Below are 23,947 nucleotides of genomic sequence, written 5' to 3'. Positions count from 1 at the left end.
AAAAAAAGCCGGCAGGAAGGGGGGTTCCCACCGGCAAGATTTTTTGTATTTAATCTTTCATTCCTTCCCCCCAGTCAAAATTTTGAAGGATACATAAGAACATGAGCACGGCGAATAATCTGTTACTTTTTTGTTAATTCTTCCATTACTGTCCTAAAGTAATCTCCTGGTCTATATCCGACCACTTTCTTAGTTACTTTCCCGTCATAAGAAAAGAAAACGATCGTGGGCAGGCCGCTGACATTATATTTGGAAGAGGTACCTATATCTGCGTCCGTATTTACTTTTACACAGATAAATCTCTTTGATAATTCAATAACATTATTATCCTGATACGTTGTTTCATCCAGTTTTCTGCACCATCCGCACCAGTCAGCATAAAAGTCAGCCATTATAGGCTTTTTTGTCTTCTTTGCGAACTCTAGGCTTCTATCGAACGAGGTTTGCCATTCAATAGAGTTTGATTCAATGGGAGCTTTTATTAATTTTTCTCTTGTTCCTGCATAAGATTTTAAAGTTCCATAAAAATAATTTGAAAACCCCAAAACTGTGACTGCTCCAAAAAACATGAAAAAAGATAATTCAAGGATTTTCATATTTAGTCTCCCTTTAGCCTAAATTTAACACAAATGAAATGGCAAGTATTATTCCAAATACCGCACCGCCCCACGGATTACATGTCAAAGGGCAGGTCCCTCCGGCACATTTTAAAAAATGCCCGCCTATCCCCCCTGCCACTCCGCCGGCAATTACAGCTATCAGTATTTTAATGAACATACATACCTCCTATAGATGTTTTTCGTAATGTCAAAAATCTGACTATTTTTTGTTACTTGCGCCTTTAACTTCAGTAATTTCGAAACTGCAATTTCGAATATCGAAAAAAACTACAATATCTAATATTCAAAACAGCAAACTTACTTCAAATTCAATGTTTTTTCAAAGCCTCTTTGACTCTGTTTTTCTTTTTGCCGTTTTGCCTTATTGGTTATTTTTTCGAAATTCGGTATTCGGAATTCGAAATTACTTCCCTCCCCTGCTTTACGCTGCCTCTTATCCCATATATAGAATAGGTATATAATAATGTATAATTATAGGCCTGCATTGGTCCCTCAGGATATTTTTGTCGATTAACATATCATTGTTATAGCCTGAACCAAAAAGCGGCCCGGCAAAATTTGATATACGGTATTTAAAAATCGCAAGGGCCTCATATACATATAGCCCGTTACCGGGGCCAAAGGGGGCTATATTACTGATAATGTCTTGCCCTCCGAGCAAATTACCTTTAATGTTAAGCTCAAATTCCGGAAATTTGAATCCTGTAATTGAAACAGATGTATATATTATTACTGAGAAAATTAAAGCAAAAAGAAAAATCATTTTATTGTTCATGCTACCCCCTTCTTTAGTCAGGCTTTTTCATAATATATCATATAACCTTTATTTCTATATATATTGATATTACGATATAACAATTAAAAAATATATAATTATTTAATTATCAAGTATTTCCAATATTTTTTTTACCTGTACATCTATTACGCTGTAGCAAGTCTGCACTCCTTTTTTTTCGTAAGCAATTATGACTTTGCTCCTTAATATACCGAGATGCTGTGATACAGTGGACTGCGGTAATCCCATTTCTTCTACCATTTTATTTACATGGCAACCATCATTATTTAACAACCAGTACGTTATTTTTAACCTTACCGGATGTCCAAGGGCTTTTAGAACTTCGCTCTTTTTATGATAGTCCAAGTTCAGTCTCCTCAGAAATTTAATATCGCATTATCAGCCTATCTTAATATTACAATATTTAAATGGATTTGTCAAGCCCCTTTGAAAATACTTTGAAAATATTTTTTTTAAACAGCATTTAGCCAATTTGGCAAAATTTGAAAATTATTTTTCTTTGCTCTTTCGCGGGCTTATGTCACGGATTATGCTCTGGTAATATTCCTTCCAGTCTATTATGATCAGACGTACACTTACTTCTACGGGGAATCTTGTACCGTTTTTTCTCCTGTGAGCCGTCTCAAACACGATACTCCCTTTTTCCTCCAGCTGTTTTAGTTCATCTTCTATTGTTGGGATGGATTCCGGCGCTCTTAAATCCCTCATAGTCATCTGCATGAGCTCTACATTCGTATACATGTAAGCCTCAGAGGCTTTATCGTTAGCTTCTATGATCTTTAGATCTTTGTCAAATAGAATTATTATATCATTCGCATATTTGATCAGATAATCATACCGTTTTACCAGGGCCCTTCTGGCTATTTCCGATTCATATTGCTTCCTGTAAAAAATAGCTATATGACGGTTCCATAAAAACCCTATCAAAGCAAATATCGCAATGAAAAAAATAAATACAGCTATTGAAACGATCCAGGCCCTGTCTTTTATAGGTTCATAGATCTCGTCCTCGTCTATCTTTGCTATAAGTGTCCACGGAGAATCCGGGATAGCTCCGCTTGCAGCAATAACATCTACCCCCCGGTAGTCTTTGCCTTGTATTACTCCTTTTATGCCCCTTAGCGCCATCGCGGCAGGAAGATCTTTCCTATCAAGAGGCATTTCAAAAGAAAGAGCAGCTTTTTTTACATGCCTCAATTCATTAAGGTACAATACTTTATTTCCTTCTTTCCTGACAATAAGGGTCTCAAAGGTCTTGCTCGGGGCAGGCCAGGACTGAATGAACGGGAAAAGAAATTGATAAGGGTCCAGCCTTAAGACCAGTATGCCCAGGCCTATATCTCCTTGAGGAGTCCTGCCTTTTACCGGAGCATAAATATCAAGGTCTAGGCCATTTGTTTTTTCATTTCTGCGCAGGTCAGAAAAAGTGATCTTATCCTCTTTTAAAGATTGGACAGCAAGAGAAATTGAATAGTCCCCCGGAGGTTCGCCCTTCTTATGTGCGGAGACGACCTCTTTCGCTGAAGGGTCAATTAAATAAAAACCCGAATATTCTAAATTGTCTTTCAGGTGTTTTAATACGGATAAAAACAGCTTCTTCCTTTTTTCAGAATCGGGATTCTGCAGTATCTGCCTGGCTTCACAATTCTCTGCAAGCCTTGAAGAAATGTCCAGGGCGTCAGATAAACGTTCGGCCCGCCAGTTAGCGATCTGGTTTACTTTAAGATCAGTTATTATTCGCAGGTCGTTTTGTTTTTCCGCTATTATTGATTTTTTCTGTTCATTAAAATAGATGTAGCAAACAGTCAATACATAAAAAACAAGTAAAACAAAAATAACAATCAGCTGTTTAATTGCTTTTCTTAATTTTGAGTCGACTGCGATAAATTCTTTTAAAGTGTTCATCGGTATTTTGTTTTCTTTCTTAAAACCTTATACAGCAGTATTTCGCAATTAAAAGCATTGATGTATATATTTTATATCTTTTGTGTATATTCGTCAATTAAATATTTAATGAAATAGGGCGGGTTTAGGTACATGGTATCCACCTACAGCTTTGTTATACCAAAAATTATACAAACCCTCAAGCCTTACTGGCGGCAGATTTAAAATTCCCTGATTAGTTTCAGGGAATCTCTCTTTTAATATACCGAGCGGCGACTTGTTTTCCCTATATCTGTTGTTTCTCATATAATTGAAATATAGTTGGTATGCGTAAGCCTTGCCTAAAAACTCTGGTTCGCCCCTGTCAAAAGTTTCTATATCATAAAACTCATCTTCGACTATCCGGTGAAATGTTTCTACATCACCCTGCAGGTATGAAGCCCTGGGAGGTATCCGCCGGTGATATATCTCGTATTCATGCAGAACCTTCTCAAATGCACTCAACCGGTTTGTTTTCTTCCTGACTGATCCTATAAACTCAGAACCATTGTCGCTCTGCCATTCTATCTCATTAACTTTTATCCCGTATTTCTTTAAATGTTCTGCTACATACCTTGCAAATATAGAAGCATATAACGAATTGTTCTCATCTGCATAGGAATAAAAAGATGCTCCTGTAGATAATTCCCGATATGTATATTCGTACCTCGGCAGGCTTAACTGCTTCATATACGGCCAGTAATTCAATATATCACTTAAATCTTTTGTGTCTACCTGATTGCGCTTGCATAACCCCAGCTTCTTCTTTAACGCTGATAAATCCTTTCGCTTACGGTGCTTCTTCCTCTTCGGCTTTAATAACCCTTTCTGCTTTATTACTCGGTGTATAGCTGAATAACTGCCATTAAGTTTGAATCTATCCTTTAACTTCCTCGCTCCCCATTTACACTTAAGCTGTTTCCTTACCTCTTCTACCCTTGCTTCATCTTCTTCTTTCATCTTGTGCGGTGTTGTCTTTGGCGACCTGCTCTCTTCTTCAAGTCCGGCAAACCCTTTCTCCTCATACCGCCTTACCCATTTCCTAACCGTTTTACGCGTCGTACCAAACTTGCGTGATGCCTCACTTATATTGCTTTCTTGCGCTTCCTTTACCAACTGATACCTTAAATTAAAATTCATCTTTGATTTTTCTCTCACCAATTGATAATATCTCAAATACGGCCTCCTTGCTTGGGTTCCAACAGTATTCTATCATACTGTTCCAATTAAGGGGCCGCTTTCTTTAACCCTTTATTATTGCCTCGGCTTCTTTTATCTTATCCGACATCTTTTCTTCTTCTTCCTTTTCCCTATAACTCCCCTTCATCCTAACCCAACTCCAATATCGACTGTCATAGGTATGGCCTATATTCGTTGCCTCGTACTTATATCCCTTGCTCGGCAATATCGTTTTGTTTTCAAAGACCTTTTTACTTTCTTCCAATCTATTCTGCTCTTGGGGGAGGTATCCCCCAATCCCCCTCTGGCTTATCAGCCTTAACTTCTTTACTTCAACTTCATTTATGTATATTAACCTTTCCGGGGGGTGGATACCTTGTTCCCAAACTTTCCAATATTTAATGAAATATTTAATGAAATATTTTTTACAAATATTCAGAAATATGCTATAATGGAAAACTGAAAAAATATCAGCTATGCCAACCTCTTATAAAAAATCCAAAAAAAAGAGTGACATACAGATAGAAATAATAATATATTAATTATCTTTGGAGGAGTTTAGTGAAATTACCGGTATTAAGGATTGGAGATATAGAAGTAAAGATACCTATCATTCAAGGCGGGATGGGAGTAAGGATCTCTAAAGCACGGCTTGCCTCTGCAGTTACTAACGCCGCCGGATTAGGAACTGTATCAAGCGTAGGCATAGGGCCGGTTGAAGGGCAGAACAAGGCAGATTATGCACCCCTAAATGCTAAGGCTCTGGAAGAAAATATAAAACTTGCAAAAAAACTGGCTCACGGCGGGCCCATAGCTGTAAATCTGCTGGTCGCCCAAACTGATTATGCTTTATTAGTAAAGGCATGCATAGAAGCAGGTGCTGACATGCTTGTTTCGGGTGCAGGCCTTCCTTTCATGCTTCCTGAGTACGCAAAAGGCACAAACACTAAACTTGTCCCTATAATTTCTTCGGCCCGGGCAGGCAGGATAATAGCTGAAAAGTGGTTCAAAAGATATGCTAAACTTCCCGATGCTTTCATCGTTGAAGGCATTCTTGCCGGCGGCCACCTCGGATTCTCTCATGAAGACCTTGAACATATGGAAGACCACCCTCTTGAAAAAATAGTTGAAGAAGTCCTGGTTCTTACTAAAGAATTGGAAACAAAATACGGCAAAAAAATCCCGGTCATTGCTGCAGGCGGCATTTATACAGGAGAAGATATAGCAAAATTCATTAAAATGGGTGCAGCCGGCGTCCAGATGGCTACACGGTTTGTATGCACCGAAGAATGCGATGCATCTGAAAAATTTAAACAGGCTTATCTTGATGCAAAAAAAGAAGATATAACCATAATTAAAAGCCCGGTCGGGATGCCCGGCAGAGCAATAAAAAATGATTTTATAAGAAATTTCATGGATAAGAATAATAAAGTACAGTTCAGCTGTCCATACCATTGCCTGATAACATGCAACCCTTCAACAGCGCCATACTGTATAGCAAAAGCACTCCTCAATGCCTATGCGGGAAACTTAGACGAAGGTTTTGCTTTCTGCGGAGAGAATGTTTACCGCTGCAATAAGATAGTAAAAGTAAATGACCTCATGAACGAGCTTGTAAGCGAAGCAGAAGCCGCCCTTTAGTTTTTTCTTTTTCTTACCTAAAACCATCCCTAAAACAACATTGAATTTGTTCAATCTTTTTTGTTATAATTCCTTAATTGAGATTGTTGAATCCCCAAACTTTGGAGAACTATATGAATATTATAGAAATAAAAGGGCTTAAAAAAGATTACGAACTCGGCAACACTAAAGTACATGCCTTAAGAGGGATCGATTTTGAGGTCCAGCAGGGCGACTTCATGAGCATAATAGGCCCTTCTGGCAGCGGAAAAACTACTCTATTAAATGTGATCGGATGCATAGATTTTGCTACTGAAGGAAGCGTTAAAGTAGGAGGCAATGAGATAACCGCATTGAACGACAGGCAGATAACTGATATAAGGTTGAACAAAATCGGCTTTATTTTCCAGACATTTAATCTTATCCCGGTTCTTGATGTGATAGAAAACGTCGAATTCCCCCTTTTGCTCATGAAAAAGTATTCTAAAGCCGAAGTGCGTAAAAGGGCTGAACAACTGATCGATGAGGTCGGCCTGAAAGAATTCGCTGTTCACCGGCCCTCTGAGCTTTCAGGAGGCCAGCGCCAGCGTGTCGCTATCGCAAGGGCTCTTGTTACAAACCCGGATCTAGTGCTTGCTGACGAACCGACCGCAAACCTTGATTCGGTCACAGGAGCCTCTATTTTAGAGCTTATGCGTGAAATGAACAGAATAGAGAAAACTACCTTCATTTTTTCAACACACGATGCAAACGTGCTTAAATACGCAAGTAATATAACAAAAATAAAAGACGGACAAATAGCAAGTTAGTCCCGCTCTGCGGGACTAACTTAAATGCAAATATCAAATTGAAAAATGCAAAATTTTGGTGTCCTGCTTTACGGGACTATATAAACAATTCTTTGTTTTAATATCTCAAGGAAAATAAATGAATTTGATTTTCACGATCGCCTGGCGCAATATTTTACGGCATAAAGGAAAAAGCCTTATTATCGGGGTTATACTTCTTCTCGGATCTTTTCTTATGACCATGGGAAACGGTGTTATTTCCGGGATGAATAGAGGCATAGAGAATAATATCGTAAATGCTTTCATGGGAGACCTGGCCGTAATATCGGATAAACAAAAATTCGACAATGTCTTATTTGAAATGATGGGAAGGACGGTAGAACCTATTACCAACTACCCGCAGATAAAACCTCTTCTTCAAAAACAAGAGTATATAGACAAATTCCTGCCCGCAGGAAAAAATTTGGCCATGTCTTTAAGCGACCAGGGCTATGAGCCTGGTTTCGCCTTTCTCCTGGGCGTTGATTTTGAACAATACCAGAAGATGTTCCAGGGCAATATTACGGTAGTCGAAGGCCGTTTATTGAACAAAAACGAAAAAGGCATACTCGTCCCCACTTCAGCGCGCGAGGAATATTACAAATATACGAATAAATGGGTAATTCCGGAAGGCGGAAAATTAGTAAAGGAACACTTAAGCAAAGAAGCCCAGAAAGATCTTACCAAGGATTCACAGGAGCTTCTTCTTTCTTCCAGCGTAGTACTCATGGGGATGAATGAAACAAATTCGTCCACCGACATCCGTTTCCAGGTAAAGGGGGTCATCAAATACCTGGCGTTGAACACGATATTCGGCCATTTCAGCATAGCCGATATCGAATCATACCGCGAATGCCTGGGGTATTTTTCAGCCGCCTCAAAAACTATTGATATCCCCGAAGAAGAAAAAAAACTTCTTTCAACGGATGATTCTAACATGGATTCCCTGTTTTCATCCGGTTCTATGTTCGTTGACAGTAAAAGGAAAATAACGCTGGCTAAAGCAGAGGACTCAAAACCAAAAACAGAATTGAATATTGAAGAAGGGGCTTATAACCTTATTTTTGTTAAGTTGAAAAACGGAGTATCCAGAAAAATATCGTTGAAAAAGCTAAATTCAGAACTTTCAAATGAAAAGCTGGGAGTGCGGGCTATCACCTGGAACAAAGCCATCGGGCCCGTAGGCAGTATGACCATAATAATAAAAAGCGCCTTGTTCGTGTTTGTCACGATACTGTTCTGCGTTGCGATAATAATAATCATAAACACGCTTTCAATGTCGGCGCTGGAGCGCTCGTCCGAGATCGGCATGATGCGAGCCATAGGGGCAAGAAAAAGCTTTATAGGCGGCATGTTTTGGGCAGAAACAGGAATGCTTTCATCTGTTTTTGGCGGATTGGGGATCATCTTAGGCATTATTGCGGTCAATATAATCCCTATTTTAAAGATCACTTCTGAAAATGACATGATACAACTTTTATACGGAGGAGATACGTTTCACCCTATCCTTCAATTTTCAGATATCACGCTTACGATATTTCAATTAATTTTAGTAACTGTTATAGCTGCTATTTATCCGGTCAGCATAGCAAGGAGTATAACTCCACTTGATGCTATACAAAGAGACTGATACAACTATTGCAAAATGCAAAATGCAAGTTTAACGACTTTCTTGCTTTTCTATTTGAAATTTGCAATTTCTCGATTTGCAATTTGCAATGAGTAGTTTGGAGAAAATATGCCATTACTAGGGATGATAAGTTTACGCAACCTGCTGCGCCAGAAACGGCGCAATATACTTCTGGGCTCGGCTATGGCCATCGGGGTGATGATACTTGTCATCGCAAACTCTTTTTCTCACGGGCTATCGGATATAATGTTTAACAAGATAATCAGGTGGGTTGCGGGGCATGTTACTATAAGTTTTAATGAAAAGGGAATGGTCTCAAGGGAAGTCTGCAGGGATAAGGAAAGGTTTTTTAATCTTTTAAAAGATGAAAAAGATATAGTCCTTGAAGCCGATGAAGCCATAGGGATGTTCTGCAAGGCGCTGGGTAACGGTAAAGCAGACAATATTATTTTTATTGGCGTTGATACCTCTGCCAACGTAAGCAATGAAACTAAGAAGGAAATAAAGGAATCATACCGCCTTATTGAAGGTTCCTGGGAAGACCTTGAAAAAAAAGACATGGAAAACCCGGGAATTATATCTGAGGAAAAAGCAAAGTATTTGAACGTGAAGAAAAATGACATTATAAGGCTCCGTTACCCCAATATTTTCGGGCAGGACCAGGCTTCAAAAATCACTATTGTCGGTATAATGAAAAACGAAAACATATTCATGCAGCCGGTTGTTTTTGTTGAGTTGAACAATGCCAAACAAATGCTGGGTTTCAGGCCCTATGAGTCAGGTAATATAAATATAACTATAAAGGACCCCAAGAAAAATGCAGTGCCGCTTGCTGACAGGATCCATGCAAAGATCAACTCCGAGCTTGCGATCATTTGTGCTTCGGCAAAAAACAAGGACAAAAAAGCCGATGTGGTCATACTCGGTTACAAAGCAGATAAACAGTCCAAGGATAAGATCTCAAAATTACTGAATATTACAGACGGGTCGCTTGAAAATGCTTTAAAGAACAACGCTGTGATCATACCTAAAGATTTGAAAAACTCATTAAGGCTTTCAGTAGGCGAACCTTTTACCGTAACTTATGATATGAAGCTTGAAAACAGAACAGCAGCTGCGGCATACAAGGTTTCAGCTGTATATAACCCGGGCAAAACTTTAGGGCAAAACGTGATACTTGTAAACGAAGATAAATTCTATGAAACATATTACGATAACCTGCCAAAGCACTATGATAATTATACGCATGTCTTTGTTCCGAAAAAAGACAACCCCTGGTATGACCTTATCGCTCCGGAGTTCGTGCTGCTGCCGCGTACAAAGAATACGGACGAGCTGAAGGATAAATACAGGCAGATGGCTAAAAGAAAATGGAAAGCCACTCTTGTTGATGTCCGCACGATGTATGAGAGTGCAAGCGATATTTTGAAACTCGAAGGCGTGCTAAACCTTATCACTCTTTCGGCGGTCCTGGTTCTTTTTTTTATTATACTGCTTGGCGTTGTAAACACACTGCGCCTGAGCATACGGGAACGAACGCGGGAAATAGGCACTATCCGCGCCATAGGGATGCAGAAAAATGACGTGAGGAACATATTCCTGCTTGAAACGATGTTTTTGTCGCTGATAGCCTCGGTTGCAGGCATATTGTTGGCATTTCTTGCCATGTGGGGCTTAAGCTCAATAAAAATAACCATGGAAGACAACCCGCTTGGAATGCTTTTAGTTAACAGCCATTTATATTTCCTGCCTACGATCATGACCGTTGTAGGCACTATTTTACTTATACTTTTGATCACGACGATAGCCGCGTTTTTTCCTGCGAGAAGAGCGTCCAACCTCTCTCCCGCAAAAGCGCTAGGCCACTTTGAATAATAGCGTATAGCGGATAGTTAAAGTCTTTGACCTTCCTATACGCTCTACGCTATCCGCTATACGCTAATAATATGGAGGAGCATTGAAAAACATTTTTTTTGCATCATTTATGATCGCTTTCTTATCTATTAATGCTTATTGCGAAAGCAGGGTAATGCCTATACTTAAAACCATTGAAAAAATATACGAGTTAAAAGGCGACGGCAGGGCAAACGTGCTTCTTACCCAGCAGAAAGTAGGCCAGGGGACAAAAATAATAGAAATGCTGTATTACAGGAGGGACTCGGATAATTCTTTTTTGATCATCATGTCCGCCCCGGAAAACGAAAAAGGCAACGGGTACCTGCGCGTGGGCGATAATTTCTGGATGTACCGCAAAAATACACGGACTTTCCAGCACATCAACAGGGACGAGAACATCGGCGGCAGCGACGCGCACGGCGGAGATTTTGAAAACAGGAAGCTTACCGAAATGTACGCTCCGGCCCTCGACAAAGATTCGAAAGAAATAATTAGCGAAGAAGTCTTAGGCCAGATACCGGTCTATAAGTTCGAGGCCAAAGCCATAATCAATGACGTGGACTATCCTAAAAAAACGTACTGGGTGCGAAAAGATAACAACCTTATACTTAAAGAGGAATCCTATTCCATGTCAGGCACTCTCATGCAGACCGCTTATTATATAAAATACACTATTATTGACGGAAGGTATATGCCGGTAAAACAGATATTTGTTGATGAGTTTGAAAAAGGCAATAAAACAATAGTTGATATATCAAGTATTATAATGGGAAAGCTTGAGGACAGCATATTTACTAAAGCTTACCTTGAAAATTTAAGCAAGTAATCTCAAATATCGTAATCCTCAGTTCCAACCTAAAAGGTGTCATTGCGATCCCGCAAAGCGGGAGAAGCAATCTTGTCTTTTCGTTTAAACACCAAGATTGCCGCGTCGCGGAGTTTATCCCGCCAGGGCGGGACTCCTCGCAATGACAAGCTCTTTATGTGAGGATTAAGAAAATCGGAGAGCAATGTGCATATAAAACGTTATATTATTGTTTCATTTATACTTACTTCTTTTTCCTTTTGCTGTTTTGCAGAGAACGAAAACGAATACTTCTCCAATCCGGATTCCATGATAACGGAAAACACATCTTCTAAAAATCCGCCTCTTTTAAAGGAAGAAAAAAAGAGCATCGGATTTTCCGGCGAACTTACTTCCGCAATGATAAACAACGTATTATTGAGCAGTTCAACAACTGATTCTTTATACACTTTTACGGTCTGCAACCTTTTTCTTGATGCGCGCTTAAAAAACATGATGAAGGTCTTTGCAAACATTGAAATAGGCATCAATTCCCAGACAAATGCAACGACTACCTATTGGAGGGAGTTGTTTTTTGACTTTAACCTGGATAAGAAAGTATATTTCCGCACAGGAAAACAGGTTTTGCAGTGGGGACGCTGCTATTTATGGAACCCTACGGACTTTATCAATATCGAAAAAATACCGTTTATAAGAAAGATAGGCTACAGGGAAGGCACTTACGGTGTAAAGGTGCACGTGCCCTTTGGTACGAAATATAATCTTTACAGTTTCATAGATACAAACGGTGCAAATAAATCCGAAGACGCTTCAGGCGCATTCAAGTTCGAGTTTTTATGCGGCAATACCGAAATGGCTTTATCCACCTGGTTAAAAAGCCAAAAATCCCCGGCTTACGGGTATGACTTTTCTTCCCGCCTTTTCCATATAGACCTTCTGGGAGAAATAAGTGTTTCAAAGGACGACATAAGCGACAGGATGATAGAAGAGAACGGGGTTTTAAGAACGGGCCGGCTTAATGGCCAGTGGTCGCCGAGGGCAAGCCTGGCCATGACCAAATATTTTGACCTCGGAAATTTTAACGACAGGATATCTGTAACGAACGAGTTTTTTTACAACGGCACAGGATATACCGATGACGTTTTCGGAGACAACAATATTTATTCTTTTTCCGGAACACCAATATCAGGGACAAAAAAAATGTTTTTTTTGGCATCCGGATTGTACAGCCAAAACTATTATTCAAAGTATTATGACGCGGTATTTATAAGCGTAGGAAGGTTTATAGTTACGGATATGACCTTTAACCTTAATTACATAAGGAACTGCAACGACAATTCAGGGATATTGTCGAGCGGAGTTACTTATAAGAATTTAAGTGATTTTTCTTTCGGGTTACTGGTAAACTCTTTTATCGGAGAGCAAAACAGAGAATATAGTATCCTAAATACAAAGTTTGACATTGAACTTACAGTTGGAATAACTTTCTAGCTTAGTAGGCAGTAAAAAAGTTAGGTCCGTTAAAGTGAATCATATGGTCAGGATTTTCTGCAATCCAGACTTCCGTTTCCCATGCGATATTATCAAAGTGTCTTTTGAATTCCCTAGAGCTCAAGAATGCACTTATGTATATCTTAACGGTTTTGCAATCCTTTAATATTTTTTCCAGCTCTACATGTCTTTTGGGAGATATAGGACCATGTGATGTTACAGCCTCGATCAGAAATAAATGTTTCTTGGCTCGATCATAAAGAACAATATCAGGCAGTTTATCGTGGTTTGTTATTGGGACATTCAAATCCTTAAGTAATTCATCTTTAATAAAAAGTAGTTTATTTGCTGTATCACCCACATATACAAGTTCGGCATTCACACAAAAGCGCGGCAACAGTTGCTTGATTATTTTTATCTGCAGCTCGTTGTGTTCCCCCGGAGAAAAATTGATAGTCTTTCCATCCGGAACAACCAATTTTATTTGATTTTGTGCTTTCCGTCTATCATACTTGTCAATAAGCCGTCCTTTTTCCGAAATAAACCTATGAAGAGCTCTTTCAAATAAAGGATCATTGTATTTTCGTATCGCTTCCAGAGCTTCATTGGTTATATTATAGACTGTGTTGGGACTGTTGGTTAGTCTTGATGGATCATCAGAATTTCTTTCAACGATTCCCGCCTGTTCAAGCTGCTGTAAGGTTTGTCTCCTTATGGTTTCTCGGGTATTCTCGGCATACTTCTTTTTATAATTATATTCAATAAACCCTAAAATGTCATGAATTCTAATTAATCGTTTCTTCGCACTTGACCACGGGCTTCTCTCTTTTATATTCAGTACAGCTAACAAAGTCAAAGACGATCGCTCATTTTGCTGCGCTCTGGGAATTCCCATTTTTATCAAAATGTCCAAGCCCTGTTTTATTTTACTCATTTACGTCATTGCCTCCGTTTAATTCCAGAAGAATATCATTATCTATTCCCAAAACGTCAATAATCACTTTGTCTAATTCTATCCCGATAGAAGGTTTCCTTGCCATGATAGTCTTCCCTAATTCCTTGATCTTTTCAAGAGAAGGCAGGGGCAAATTATCTATATCAACAGCATTAACTTGAGTACTACCGTTAAGCATCCTGAAAAACATGTCCATCAAAGATGAGTTTAGAATACCCGCAACTCCGTAAACCTCATCCGTTGAGAGAATATCGTGATATCTATAAATATAATTAAGGTGATTTTCAATTCCCACTTTATCATACTTGAATTTTGATTTTAATAGCACCCCGGCATACAATCTTCTTTTTTGTTCCTTTGAACTGAACCTTTTGACAAGAACATAGTTTTTTACCGGAACCAAAACAGGAGCCGTACCTTTTTCTAATTTTATAGCAAGCCCTCTTTTCTTCTTTTCTATGGGCCAGACAATATTCATGTTTTGAATATTATGCATCCATAAAAGCGGGACAGTTTTATTTTCATCAATAAATTCAGTAGATAAATATTTTTCAGCCCTGAAAGAAACTACCGGACCTGTCGAAACTTTCATTCCAAAATCTTTTAATGTATATTCCCATGAATTAACTATATGCTGAACTTTGACATCTGTCTTTGTTACTGGAACCTTTATCATTAATTGACCATTTATCTGATGTAAAATATCTTGATAGTCAATATCAACCTTCTTCAGATTATGAAATGAGCCATCCTGACTTGTGCTGATTGTTACTTTATTGCTTTCAACCTCATTCTTTTTGGGCATTATTCCGGTTATAATACTTTCCTGCAAAACAGTGCCATTACCAAAAACATTACTTCGTGATTCAAACATGTGAATATTTGTTATCTGCCCGTGCTGTAACAACCATTTCCTGAAAGGCTTGAAGTATAACCCTGAGCAAAAACTTCTCGGAGTGATAAACATCATTTTTCCATCCGACTTTAGCATATCAAGGGACAATGTCATAAAAAAGGTATAGATATTGGGTTGACCTGACACAATTTCATTTAAAAGAAGGGTTTGTGGTGAGTTTTTATTGAGTTTATAATATGGAGGATTGGAAATTATATAATCATAAGATAATGAAGTTTCTCTCTCTCCAAAATCAAGCTGTGTTTTTATCCGGTGAGAGTTATCCAAAATAAAATCTTTTGCAATAATTCTATATTTGAATTTATGACCATTTTCTCTAAGGACAGTCTGACATTTATGAAGGACATTTTCAAGCAGCGGAATCACTTCTGAATCAGTCTCATATGCATCCAATGAGAAATCAATCTGCTTTCTGGAAGACAGGATACTTTCGCAGACAGCAGCGCTGAGCATACCTGTCCCGGCTCCAGGATCTAACACACTGAACTTTTGCTTATCTATATTCAACAAACTGGCCATGAACAAGCTGACTTGCCGAGGTGTAAAAAACTGCCCTTTTGATTTTCTTTCATTTGCAGAAGACTTATTTAAATAATCTTCCGCTATGCGTTCGGCATAAGCTATCAATCCCAGATTAGTTCCCTTTGTTATGCCTCGTGACAGAACATATGGTTGATGAGAGAATTTATCAAGTGTAATAGTTGTTCGCATTTTTTTTTGTTCTACCCCAAGGCTAATAACATCATTAAGCTTCATATATTTTCACCACTCTATTTATTATAATTATATTATATTTAATTCTTCCTTACAACAAAATAAAATTCTACGTTTGTCTGATTAATCCTTTTTAGGATTCAATATATTTACTACCTCATGTACAGGACTTCTATCCAATTTGGTTATGTAACCTAATGGCAAATGCTTAAACATTGCCTCAACTCCTTGCCTAATGATTTGAGATTAAATGATAGTGTTCCAAGTCTTGGATCTGAAGTCCATTTTTCAAGGTCAATCTTATGTCCATCTTTCAGAATCCAATTGTCCAAACCTTCATAATCTTGCGGCATAATTTCTCCTTCACAAACCTTTAATCGTCGTTACAACAACTCCCTGAACCTGTAAATCTCTCGTTAAAATTATCGCTTTATGTTTGTCATTTTTCGACCGGGGTTTCAGGATAATTGCATTATCAGTTTTGTGAAATTCTTTTATTGTTGATTCGCCATCTATAAGAGCAACCACGCAATCGCCATTTTTTGCAGTTTGTTGCTGCCGAACTAAAAGTAAATCACCATCATCAATACTCTTTTCATTCATTGAATCGCCTTTTGCTCTCAAAAGAAAATATTTGTACGGGGGCGGTGCAAGTTTAACAGATACAGGATATACTGCCTCAATATTTTCTTCGGCAAAGTTTGGAGTTCCGCAGGGAGCAGAACCAAGCAAGGGAATATTTACAGTCTGAGCATTAACTTCTTTTTTGTCATTATTGTTTGCGAGCATGACCTTGCCATCTGGTTTTCGTTTCAAAATACCCTTTTTTGTAAGTTGTTCAAAGAGCAATGAAACAGAACGAGGGTATTTATAATCCATATAATTCATTAGCTCACGGACTGACGGCATGCGTCCGTTATTCAATAAGAAGCTTCTTATTGAACGAAGTGCTCCCTTTTCTTTTTCTGTTAAAACAATATTGTCCATAGTTATACACCTATTATACACTATGATTATACATACTCTAATTTAATTTGTCAAGCGTCACGACAAAAAGGGGTGCATTCCCGCACTTGTAAACCCATTTTACCACTGTTGTCATTGCGAGCCCAAAGGGCGCGGCAATCTTGCCGTAACAAATATTAGAAAACGAGATTGCTTCGCTGACACTCGCAATGACAAGTGCGGGGATGCACCCAACAAAAAGAAAAAAGCGTGATATCGCAATCACGCTCGCATATTTTTTTAGACCGTATAAGTTGAATCCCTTTGGCAGGAGCCGTAGGCTCCTTTAAACAACATGACACCCCGCCGTCATTAACATTCATTCCCGCCCTGGCGGGACTTATTTTGCGGCGGGGTTATGCTGTTTCATCCAATTTTAATCTTCTTTTGGCGGGCTAAAGCTATTATCGAGGTAACTGCCTATCTTAAAACCCTGGTCTGCATCGCGCCCTTTCCCTTTTCCCTTTTCTTTCTTTCCCTGGAACCTGCCGGCATTAGGCCCTTTTCCTCCAGAGAGGCGTTTTAGGGCGATCCTGTTCAATTCCGTATCTATTTCTATTACTTCAACGCTTACCGTGTCTCCCACAGCAACAATGTCGTACGGGTTTTTAACGAAAACATCCGCCAGCATCGAAATATGGATAAGCCCGTCCTGGTGCACCCCTATATCTACAAAAGCCCCGAAATTAGCGACATTGGTGACCGTGCCGGTCAATATCATTCCGGGAGAGAGGTCTTCAAGGTTATTTATTTCAGATGAGAATTCCACGCTTGAAAACTCTTTTCTAGGGTCGCGGCCGGGTTTTTTAAGTTCTGCTATTATATCTTTTAAAGTAAGAAGCCCTATGGTGTCGGTTACATAGTTATCTATTTTTATAGAATCAACCAGGGATTTATTTGAGATCAGGTCTTTTACAGTGGCATTCATGTCCTTGGCCATTTTTTCAACTACAGGATATGATTCGGGATGTATACTTGAATTATCAAGCGGGTTTTCCGAGTTCCTTATCCTTAAAAACCCCGCGCACTGCTCAAACACCTTGGGACTGAGTTTAGGTACCTTGCTAAGCTCGTCCCTTTTTGTGAATTTTCCGTTCTCGCTTCTTTGAGCTACAAGGTTTTCGGCCAGAGCCCGCCCTATGCCTGAAACATAGCTTAACAGCTCGGTAGATGCCGTGTTCAAATCAACTCCAACGTAGTTAACGCAGGACTCGACAGTAAGCTCAAGAGAACGTTTAAGCTCTTTCTGGTTTACATCGTGCTGGTATTGACCGACCCCTATCGCTTTCGGGTCTATCTTGACAAGCTCGGCCAGCGGATCCTGCAGCCTGTGCGCAATGCTTATAGCACCCCTGGCTGTTACGTCAAGGTCAGGATATTCTTTCCCGGCGGTCTCAGAAGCGGAATAGACCGAAGCCCCGGCCTCGCTTACCATGACGCATGAGAGCTTCAAGTTATGCTTTTTTATGAGCCCCTTTACGAACTGATCCGTTTCTTTTGAGCCTGTGCCATTGCCGATCGCTATAAGTTCAGGCTCATACTCCTCTATCAGATCCATTAGCACGGCTTCAGAACCCACATCATCGTTTTCCGGCGGTGTAGGGTATATAGTATTGAATTCCTTGAAATCGCCTTTCTCATCAACAACCGCTATCTTGCACCCTGTCCTGTAGCCAGGGTCAATGCCTATAGTTATCTTTGAACCCGCCGGAGGAGCAAGCAGCAGGTTACGCAGATTCTTTGAGAACACATTGATAGCTTCTTCTTCAGCTTTCTGGGTCGCCTGCATAAAAACTTCTACTGAAATGGATAACGCCATCAGGCGGCTGTAAGAATCCTCTATAGCTTCGGCTATCTCCGGTTTAAAAAACAGGTTCTTTGCCTTAAAAATATATGTCTTTATCTGGTCTGTTATATGTTTTTCATCTACAAGTATCTTCCAGCTCAAGACCTCTTCCTTTGTCCCCCTCCTTATAGCCAGGATCCTGTGCGACGGCGCTGTTTTTATAAGCTCTGACGTATCATAATAAGTGCTGTATTTTGTTTTTGTATCTTTGTAATCTTTTCTCGGCCCGGATTGTAAGACCCCGTTTTCTGCGGTATAGTTCCTTATCCAGCCGCGGACATTTGCCATATCCGCTATCCGCTCGGCTATGATATCCTTAGCGCCGTTTATCGCCTGCTCATAAGTTTCTACTTCCTTTTCTTTGTTCAAGAACGGTGCGGCTATATCCTGTTTTGTCTTGTCTACCGCCTCAAGGCTCATCATTATATCAGCCAGCGGTTCAAGGCCCTTTTCTTTAGCTACGGTAGCTCTTGTCCTTATCCTGGGTTTATACGGCAGGTACATGTCTTCAAGAGTAGCCTTATCTGCGCAATCAAGGATCTTTTTCTTCAGCTCAGGCGTCATTTTTTTCTGGGCTTCTATGCTTTTTATAATAGTATCTTTTCTTCCTTCAAGCTCCCTGTAATATTCAAGCCTGTCGGATATCTTCCTTATGACAGTTTCATCCAGGTTGCCGGTTTTTTCCTTGCGGTACCTGGCAATGAACGGGATCGTAGCTCCGCCCTCAAGCAGTACTACCGTGTTAACTACTGAATCAAGCGGTTTATCTACGTCCTTGACTATGTTATTGATTACAAAAAGCGCGCCTTCCATTTAATTTTATCCTTTATATCAAAATATTTTGTCTATTGTAGATTATTAACCGGAAATAGTCAACTAAAATTTAATAATTCAACTCAAGTATAATATAATAATTCAAACGGTATCCTTTTATAAACCTTTTTTAAACTACATATTTTCTCGGCTGCTCCGGATATCAGCATCTTTCTGTATTGTATCATCTTTTTGCCGTTCCATATATCTTCAAGGGCCTGAGAATTTAAATCGCCTATGGCATTCCGGCATAAAAAATTGGCATAAGGATATACAATACCATTAAAATCGATCCTCAACCTGATCCAGGGCGCAAGGCAGTTACAGGGCTTCGCCCCTCTCTTTTTTCTTCCGGTTTTATATTTTTTATCTTTAAAACCCTGGAGCAGTACTTCGGGGGCCATGTTAGAAGTGAAAACAATATTATGTTTCCGGCAGGCGGTTTTAGCTTTATTAAGGGCGGTATAAATGAAGGACAATATCTTGCCGTCCCTTTTAAACGTAAAAACATCCTCATCGTACTCTTTTAGCCCAAAAGGGTTCAGCATCAGGTAATTTATCCCGTTGATATTATATTCTGCCGCAAACTCCACGAAACTTTCTATTTGGCGGTAATTTGACCTCATCACCACAGTGTTCATCTGTATCCTGTAATCAGGATTTATTTTTTCTCTTAACTTATTTATCATATCTAATTTTTCCATTAATAGGCTGAATTTCGACCCTTTCCGTATACCCTCGAACACTTCTTTTGTTGTGCCGTCGATAGAGAACGTAAGGCAGACATTGTTCTCTATAAGCTTGACAGCCATGTCCCGGCCTATCAATAGTCCGTTCGTGTCTATATGCTGTTTTACTTTATGCTTTATCGCTTCATCCAGCAGCTCATTAAAATAAGGGTACAAGAACACTTCGCCCCCTACCCAAGTTACGTCGGTTAAATAAGGGAATGCCTTGATTATCTCTTCTTTTACTTTTTTAGATATTTCCTGTTTGGGAATTTCTGACAGGCTGCACATTTTACACCTTATGTTGCAGTTAGTCGTCAAGGATACATCCAGGCTCCTGACTTTTGAACGAAGTCTTGTTTTATTTTTAGCTATCTCAAGTTCATTCATCAATAAATTGGCGTTCTTCGGGCCAGCTGCCTCTACGTTCTTTATCTCTTCTAAAGCTTTCGCATAATTACCTTTTAAATTATGGCCCTGTATCAAATCGATTTTATCGCGGTTTATTTTCTTTTCCAGTTCTTTTTCTTCTCCGGCATGTTTTCCAGACAACCTGATCTCTTCTAAGGCCTTGTCATAGAACCCCTGGCATTTATATGCCACACTTAACAAATAATGGGCATGCTCATTTTCAGGATTTATTTTTATTACTTTTATTAATTCGCCGGCAGCGGCGGAATATCTCATTTTCTTTAAATATATCTGTGCCAGTTCATAGTGTGCCTTTTCTTCTATCCCGGCGTTGCCCTTGCCTAACTTCACCGCCTTCTTAAATACAGTCAATGCCTCACCGTACCTCTCCAGCCCTGCATAGGCCATGCCAAGCATTAAACTGGCGAAAATATGCGACGGGTTTAATTTCAATTCAAGCTGGAATTCTCTTGCCGCAGCATCGTTCCTTTTCAGGCCATAATAAATGGCCTTGCCTATTTCAAAATGCACGCCGGGATAATTCGGGTCAATAGCCAATATCTTCCTGAATAAAGACAGGGCTTCGGGATAGTTTTTCCGGTTAAAAAGCTTTTTTCCATTTTCTAAATAAATATCTATGTATTTATTATAATCTTTTAGTTTTTCCATGACCGTTTATCCTAAAAAACGTTCTTTTGCGTTTCTTTTTTTGCTCTTACAGGGCCAAACAAATATTCCAGCCCGTTTACCTTGGCCTCATAGATTATTTTAAGCATATCACCCAGTTCGCCTTTTGCAAAACCCTTGCCTATGAACCATACGATATAGGCTTCCGGGATATCTATTAAAGGAGTGCCTGTATATTTGCCGAAAGGCATCCTGGCTTTTGAAAGTTTTATGAAATATTCCCGGTCGGATATTGCCTTATTCATAATTGTCTGCCTACTCTAAAGGGTAATCTTCCAGCTTTACGAACTTGAACCCTCTTTTCTTTAATATTGGTATTGCGCCGATAACGCCTTTAGCCGTATCCTTTTCAGGGTGGTTCATGTGCATTATTATGATAGAGCCCGCTGGAGCATTAAGAAGCTGCTGCTTTACCTTATTTGCGCTGTACGTCGCGCCTGCATCTCCAAGAACGCCAAAACCTGCAGCTTCATAGCCGAGCTTTTTTATGACCTTAACAGCTATATCGTCATAATAAGCCGTGCCGGAACGGAAAAACTTCGGCTTTCTGCCTGTCAGGGACTCGATCTTTAAGGCATTTTTTTCTACTTCCTCTATAAGCTCCCCGATGTTTTTTGTCCCTTCGAGCCCGTAAACACCTGCGCCTTTGACGGATGCAGGCTTATGGTTAAGCCCGTGGTTTTCTATTTCAAAAAGGCTGTTCCTGGAAAGCTCTTCCGACTCTTTCTTGAATTTATCCAGCCACCGGCCTGTTATGAACAAAGTCGCAGGCACTTTTTCTTTTGTTAAAAAATCTATAAGCTTTTTATCATACCCGTCATTGGCAGAGCCGCACGCATCGAAAGTCAAGGCCAATATCTTTTCATTTTTACTTATCCTGGTCTTTACTCCCGGTACAGTTTCTCCCCACTCTGTAGGCACTGCGCTTTTGAACTCTCCTGCTATGTCTTGGGCATAAAGGGGCAAACCAGACAGCAGGAATATACTGATTAATAAAGAGTTATGGAACATCGGTACATAATTATATATAAATAAATAATAAAAATCACATTTATTTTCTTTCAGCTTACCGGAGCGCTCGAGGGCTTTACTTTTTCATTATTATTTTGTTAAATTATGCAGAATGAAAAACATATATACAATCACACCTAGCTGGGCATTAAAAAACAAAAATGAATTTAATACAGGGATAAAGAATATAGAAAAACTCGGGTTTGCCGTTCTAAACAAATCCTTCTCAAAAAATCTTTTATCGCCGCGCCTTAAAGCAGAAGAGATAAACAAAGCCTTCAAGAACAAGGACGTAGACATAATACTTGCCCGCCGCGGCGGCTATAGTTCGATGAAAGCCCTTCCATTCATTGATTTTAACCTTATCAGAAAGAATCCAAAGATCTTTGCGGGTTTTAGCGATGTAAGCACTCTTTTAAACTCGATCTATGAAAAAACAGGGCTTACAACGTTTCATTCGCCCATGGTAATAAATTTCGAAAAGCCCCCAGCTTTTACGCTTGACTCTTTCATGAATATAACCCGGACCATGAAGGGAAAGGACCTGTTCAAAGGAGCCCCCGTAGAAGTATACAACCGCGGCACGCAGACGGGAATACTTAAAGGCGGGAACCTCGTGACCTTGACCGCGCTTATATCGACCGGCTGGGAAATAAGGACAAAAGGCTCAATGCTTTTTTTCGAAGATGTCGATGAAAAACTGCATCAGATAGACAGGTATTTTACGCAGTGGATCCTCGCAGGAAAATTTAAAGGGCTAAAAGGCCTTATACTCGGCGATTTCAGGGGTTCAAAGACACGCAATGTCTACGACATTATAAAAAGCCAGATGAAAATAACTTTTCCAGTTGTTGCGTGCCCCTATATCGGACATGTAAAAAACAAGATCACTTTGCCCGTAGGAGCAAGAGTTCTTCTTGATACAAGAACGAAGCAGCTCAAAGTCTTATGAACATAATATGGTATTTATTGATACTTGTAAGCATAATATTTGCGGCCCTCAACAATAACTTTGATGCTTTTACAAAATCTTTTTTTGACGGGGCAAAATCCGCCGTAGAGATATCTATATTTTTGCTCGGCATCGTAAGCTTGTGGATGGGCCTTACAAAAATAATAGAAGATTCCGGGCTTGTAAAACATATCTCGAGGCTTTTCAGGCCTTTCATACACTTCCTGTTCAGGGATATCCCGAAAGACCATCCTTCAATAATCTCTATTACCCTGAACCTTATGGCAAACTTCCTCGGCGTAGGTAACGCGGCGACTCCGCTCGGAATAAAAGCCATGAAAGACCTTCAGGAGCTCAATCCGAACAAGGAAGAGGTCTCTTTTGAAATGATGCTTTTTATAGTCATAAACACGGCAAGTATCCAGCTCATACCTTTTACGGTCATAGGCATACTGGCGGATTACGGTTCTATCCAACCCACAAAGGTAATAGCCCCTACAATAATCTCGACCTTTATCTCAGCGGCCTTAGCTCTTGGGATATTGTTCCTGTTCAAAAAGGTTTACAAATGGAAATCATAAATTATTTTTCGCTTATTCTTGTCCCGGCATTTGTGCTGTTTATCCTCACCTACGGAATATTCAAGAAAGTGAATATTTATGCCTCTTTTGTCTCAGGGGCAAAAGACGGGCTTGGCATAGTGGCAGGGATATTCCCTTATATCCTGGCGATATTCGTTGCAATAAAGGTTTTCCAGTCGTCAGGCGCTTTTGATGCGTTAAAAAATATTCTGGCATACTGCCTTTCTTTTCTTGGGGTCCCGGCCGAGGTTATAGCCGCGGGGCTGTTAAAACCGCTTTCTTCAAGCGCAAGCCTGGGGGTTTTTATTGAAACTATAAAAAGTGCCGGGGTCGATTCCGCAGCGACTATGATGGTAGCTGTAATAATCGGAAGCGCAGAGACCACTTTTTATGTATTAGCCGTATATCTCGGAGCGGTCGGCATAAAAAACTCCAAATTCCTTGTCCCTGTCTGCATTATATCCGATATAATCGGTATTTTTGTCGCTATCTTAACTGTTAAGTTAATATTTTAGGGTTTATATTAAACGCTGATTACACA

The 23,947-nt window shown here is 39.7% G+C and carries 23 protein-coding genes; 9 read left to right on the top strand and 14 right to left on the bottom strand.

Annotation, left to right across the window (positions count from 1 at the left end; translation table 11 throughout):
• Positions 1–122: 122 nt before the first annotated feature.
• From LHV68_00175 to LHV68_00145, 7 genes are all read right to left on the bottom strand, one after another.
• Positions 123–596: a thioredoxin family protein gene (locus LHV68_00175; protein MCB4790284.1), complete on the bottom strand. Its 474-nt coding sequence runs from the start codon at positions 594–596 to the stop codon at positions 123–125.
• A 13-nt stretch (positions 597–609) separates the two neighbouring features.
• Positions 610–777 (bottom strand): DUF6132 family protein, encoded by a 168-nt coding sequence (locus tag LHV68_00170; GenBank protein ID MCB4790283.1) that lies wholly within the window; start codon positions 775–777, stop codon positions 610–612.
• 276 nt (positions 778–1,053) lie between these two features.
• Complete coding sequence (locus tag LHV68_00165) at positions 1,054–1,395, bottom strand: hypothetical protein (GenBank protein MCB4790282.1); 342 nt, start codon at positions 1,393–1,395, stop codon at positions 1,054–1,056.
• 102 nt (positions 1,396–1,497) lie between these two features.
• Entirely contained in the window at positions 1,498–1,761 is a 264-nt protein-coding gene (locus LHV68_00160) for a metalloregulator ArsR/SmtB family transcription factor (protein MCB4790281.1), read from the bottom strand.
• Positions 1,762–1,905: 144 nt separating this feature from the next.
• Entirely contained in the window at positions 1,906–3,321 is a 1,416-nt protein-coding gene (locus LHV68_00155; protein ID MCB4790280.1) for a PAS domain S-box protein, read from the bottom strand.
• 105 nt (positions 3,322–3,426) lie between these two features.
• A complete protein-coding gene (locus tag LHV68_00150; protein ID MCB4790279.1) occupies positions 3,427–4,515 on the bottom strand; it encodes a helix-turn-helix domain-containing protein in 1,089 nt (362 codons plus the stop codon).
• A gap of 67 nt (positions 4,516–4,582) precedes the next feature.
• Positions 4,583–4,783 carry a hypothetical protein gene (locus tag LHV68_00145; GenBank protein MCB4790278.1) on the bottom strand — a complete coding sequence of 67 codons (201 nt, stop codon included), beginning with the start codon at positions 4,781–4,783 and terminating at the stop codon, positions 4,583–4,585.
• Positions 4,784–5,079: 296 nt separating this feature from the next.
• On the opposite strand from LHV68_00145, the gene LHV68_00140 reads away from it, so the two are divergent.
• The 6 genes from LHV68_00140 (at position 5,080) to LHV68_00115 (ending at position 12,787) form a co-directional block, all read left to right on the top strand.
• A complete protein-coding gene (locus LHV68_00140) occupies positions 5,080–6,159 on the top strand; it encodes a nitronate monooxygenase family protein (protein ID MCB4790277.1) in 1,080 nt (359 codons plus the stop codon).
• A gap of 113 nt (positions 6,160–6,272) precedes the next feature.
• Positions 6,273–6,947: an ABC transporter ATP-binding protein gene (locus LHV68_00135; protein MCB4790276.1), complete on the top strand. Its 675-nt coding sequence runs from the start codon at positions 6,273–6,275 to the stop codon at positions 6,945–6,947.
• Positions 6,948–7,065: 118 nt separating this feature from the next.
• Positions 7,066–8,595: an FtsX-like permease family protein gene (locus tag LHV68_00130; protein ID MCB4790275.1), complete on the top strand. Its 1,530-nt coding sequence runs from the start codon at positions 7,066–7,068 to the stop codon at positions 8,593–8,595.
• 108 nt (positions 8,596–8,703) lie between these two features.
• Positions 8,704–10,470, top strand: a complete 1,767-nt coding sequence (locus tag LHV68_00125; protein MCB4790274.1) for an FtsX-like permease family protein — start codon at positions 8,704–8,706, stop codon at positions 10,468–10,470.
• 82 nt (positions 10,471–10,552) lie between these two features.
• Positions 10,553–11,317 carry an outer membrane lipoprotein-sorting protein gene (locus LHV68_00120; GenBank protein MCB4790273.1) on the top strand — a complete coding sequence of 255 codons (765 nt, stop codon included), beginning with the start codon at positions 10,553–10,555 and terminating at the stop codon, positions 11,315–11,317.
• Between the two features lie 186 nt (positions 11,318–11,503).
• Positions 11,504–12,787 (top strand): hypothetical protein, encoded by a 1,284-nt coding sequence (locus LHV68_00115; protein MCB4790272.1) that lies wholly within the window; start codon positions 11,504–11,506, stop codon positions 12,785–12,787.
• A gap of 1 nt (position 12,788) precedes the next feature.
• Here the strand turns inward: LHV68_00115 and LHV68_00110 are convergent, their stop codons facing one another.
• From LHV68_00110 to LHV68_00080, 7 genes are all read right to left on the bottom strand, one after another.
• A complete protein-coding gene (locus LHV68_00110; protein ID MCB4790271.1) occupies positions 12,789–13,721 on the bottom strand; it encodes a restriction endonuclease in 933 nt (310 codons plus the stop codon).
• Complete coding sequence (locus tag LHV68_00105) at positions 13,714–15,414, bottom strand: N-6 DNA methylase (protein ID MCB4790270.1); 1,701 nt, start codon at positions 15,412–15,414, stop codon at positions 13,714–13,716. The genes LHV68_00110 and LHV68_00105 overlap by 8 nt, the downstream gene beginning before the upstream one ends.
• A 321-nt stretch (positions 15,415–15,735) precedes the next feature.
• Entirely contained in the window at positions 15,736–16,359 is a 624-nt protein-coding gene (gene lexA, locus LHV68_00100; GenBank protein ID MCB4790269.1) for a transcriptional repressor LexA, read from the bottom strand.
• Positions 16,360–16,753: 394 nt separating this feature from the next.
• Positions 16,754–19,036 (bottom strand): RNA-binding transcriptional accessory protein, encoded by a 2,283-nt coding sequence (locus tag LHV68_00095; protein MCB4790268.1) that lies wholly within the window; start codon positions 19,034–19,036, stop codon positions 16,754–16,756.
• Between the two features lie 83 nt (positions 19,037–19,119).
• Entirely contained in the window at positions 19,120–20,844 is a 1,725-nt protein-coding gene (locus tag LHV68_00090; GenBank protein MCB4790267.1) for a radical SAM protein, read from the bottom strand.
• An 11-nt stretch (positions 20,845–20,855) separates the two neighbouring features.
• A complete protein-coding gene (locus LHV68_00085; GenBank protein MCB4790266.1) occupies positions 20,856–21,107 on the bottom strand; it encodes a DUF3820 family protein in 252 nt (83 codons plus the stop codon).
• A gap of 10 nt (positions 21,108–21,117) precedes the next feature.
• Positions 21,118–21,873 carry a polysaccharide deacetylase family protein gene (locus tag LHV68_00080; protein ID MCB4790265.1) on the bottom strand — a complete coding sequence of 252 codons (756 nt, stop codon included), beginning with the start codon at positions 21,871–21,873 and terminating at the stop codon, positions 21,118–21,120.
• A gap of 112 nt (positions 21,874–21,985) precedes the next feature.
• Between LHV68_00080 and LHV68_00075 the strand changes: the two genes are divergently transcribed.
• From LHV68_00075 to LHV68_00065, 3 genes are read left to right on the top strand one after another with little or no spacing between them, the layout of a single operon-like run.
• Positions 21,986–22,825 (top strand): LD-carboxypeptidase, encoded by an 840-nt coding sequence (locus LHV68_00075; GenBank protein MCB4790264.1) that lies wholly within the window; start codon positions 21,986–21,988, stop codon positions 22,823–22,825.
• The gene (locus LHV68_00070) at positions 22,822–23,406 is read left to right on the top strand and encodes a spore maturation protein (GenBank protein ID MCB4790263.1); all 585 of its coding nucleotides are present in this window, start codon (positions 22,822–22,824) and stop codon (positions 23,404–23,406) included. The genes LHV68_00075 and LHV68_00070 overlap by 4 nt, the downstream gene beginning before the upstream one ends.
• Entirely contained in the window at positions 23,394–23,921 is a 528-nt protein-coding gene (locus tag LHV68_00065; protein ID MCB4790262.1) for a spore maturation protein, read from the top strand. The genes LHV68_00070 and LHV68_00065 overlap by 13 nt, the downstream gene beginning before the upstream one ends.
• The last annotated feature ends 26 nt before the right edge of the window (positions 23,922–23,947 follow it).

The sequence above is a fragment of the Candidatus Liberimonas magnetica genome, assembly GCA_020523885.1.
GTDB lineage: Bacteria > Elusimicrobiota > Endomicrobiia > Endomicrobiales > JAFGIL01 > Liberimonas > Liberimonas magnetica.
The sequence above is the reverse complement of the archived record's forward strand: the minus strand, read 5'-3'. Positions and strand labels throughout refer to the sequence as shown.

Bases quoted from the DNA above. Each gene is read 5' to 3' on its own strand.
- LHV68_00085 (MCB4790266.1), bottom strand. From the start codon at position 21,107: ATGAATAAGGCAATATCCGACCGGGAATATTTCATAAAACTTTCAAAA.
- LHV68_00065 (MCB4790262.1), top strand. From the start codon at position 23,394: ATGGAAATCATAAATTATTTTTCGCTTATTCTTGTCCCGGCATTTGTG.
- LHV68_00170 (MCB4790283.1), bottom strand. From the start codon at position 777: ATGTTCATTAAAATACTGATAGCTGTAATTGCCGGCGGAGTGGCAGGG.
- LHV68_00105 (MCB4790270.1), bottom strand. From the start codon at position 15,414: ATGAAGCTTAATGATGTTATTAGCCTTGGGGTAGAACAAAAAAAAATG.
- lexA (MCB4790269.1), bottom strand. From the start codon at position 16,359: ATGGACAATATTGTTTTAACAGAAAAAGAAAAGGGAGCACTTCGTTCA.
- LHV68_00110 (MCB4790271.1), bottom strand. From the start codon at position 13,721: ATGAGTAAAATAAAACAGGGCTTGGACATTTTGATAAAAATGGGAATT.
- LHV68_00075 (MCB4790264.1), top strand. From the start codon at position 21,986: ATGAAAAACATATATACAATCACACCTAGCTGGGCATTAAAAAACAAA.
- LHV68_00130 (MCB4790275.1), top strand. From the start codon at position 7,066: ATGAATTTGATTTTCACGATCGCCTGGCGCAATATTTTACGGCATAAA.
- LHV68_00175 (MCB4790284.1), bottom strand. From the start codon at position 596: ATGAAAATCCTTGAATTATCTTTTTTCATGTTTTTTGGAGCAGTCACA.
- LHV68_00125 (MCB4790274.1), top strand. From the start codon at position 8,704: ATGCCATTACTAGGGATGATAAGTTTACGCAACCTGCTGCGCCAGAAA.
- LHV68_00155 (MCB4790280.1), bottom strand. From the start codon at position 3,321: ATGAACACTTTAAAAGAATTTATCGCAGTCGACTCAAAATTAAGAAAA.
- LHV68_00080 (MCB4790265.1), bottom strand. From the start codon at position 21,873: ATGTTCCATAACTCTTTATTAATCAGTATATTCCTGCTGTCTGGTTTG.
- LHV68_00135 (MCB4790276.1), top strand. From the start codon at position 6,273: ATGAATATTATAGAAATAAAAGGGCTTAAAAAAGATTACGAACTCGGC.
- LHV68_00095 (MCB4790268.1), bottom strand. From the start codon at position 19,036: ATGGAAGGCGCGCTTTTTGTAATCAATAACATAGTCAAGGACGTAGAT.
- LHV68_00090 (MCB4790267.1), bottom strand. From the start codon at position 20,844: ATGGAAAAACTAAAAGATTATAATAAATACATAGATATTTATTTAGAA.
- LHV68_00070 (MCB4790263.1), top strand. From the start codon at position 22,822: ATGAACATAATATGGTATTTATTGATACTTGTAAGCATAATATTTGCG.
- LHV68_00165 (MCB4790282.1), bottom strand. From the start codon at position 1,395: ATGAACAATAAAATGATTTTTCTTTTTGCTTTAATTTTCTCAGTAATA.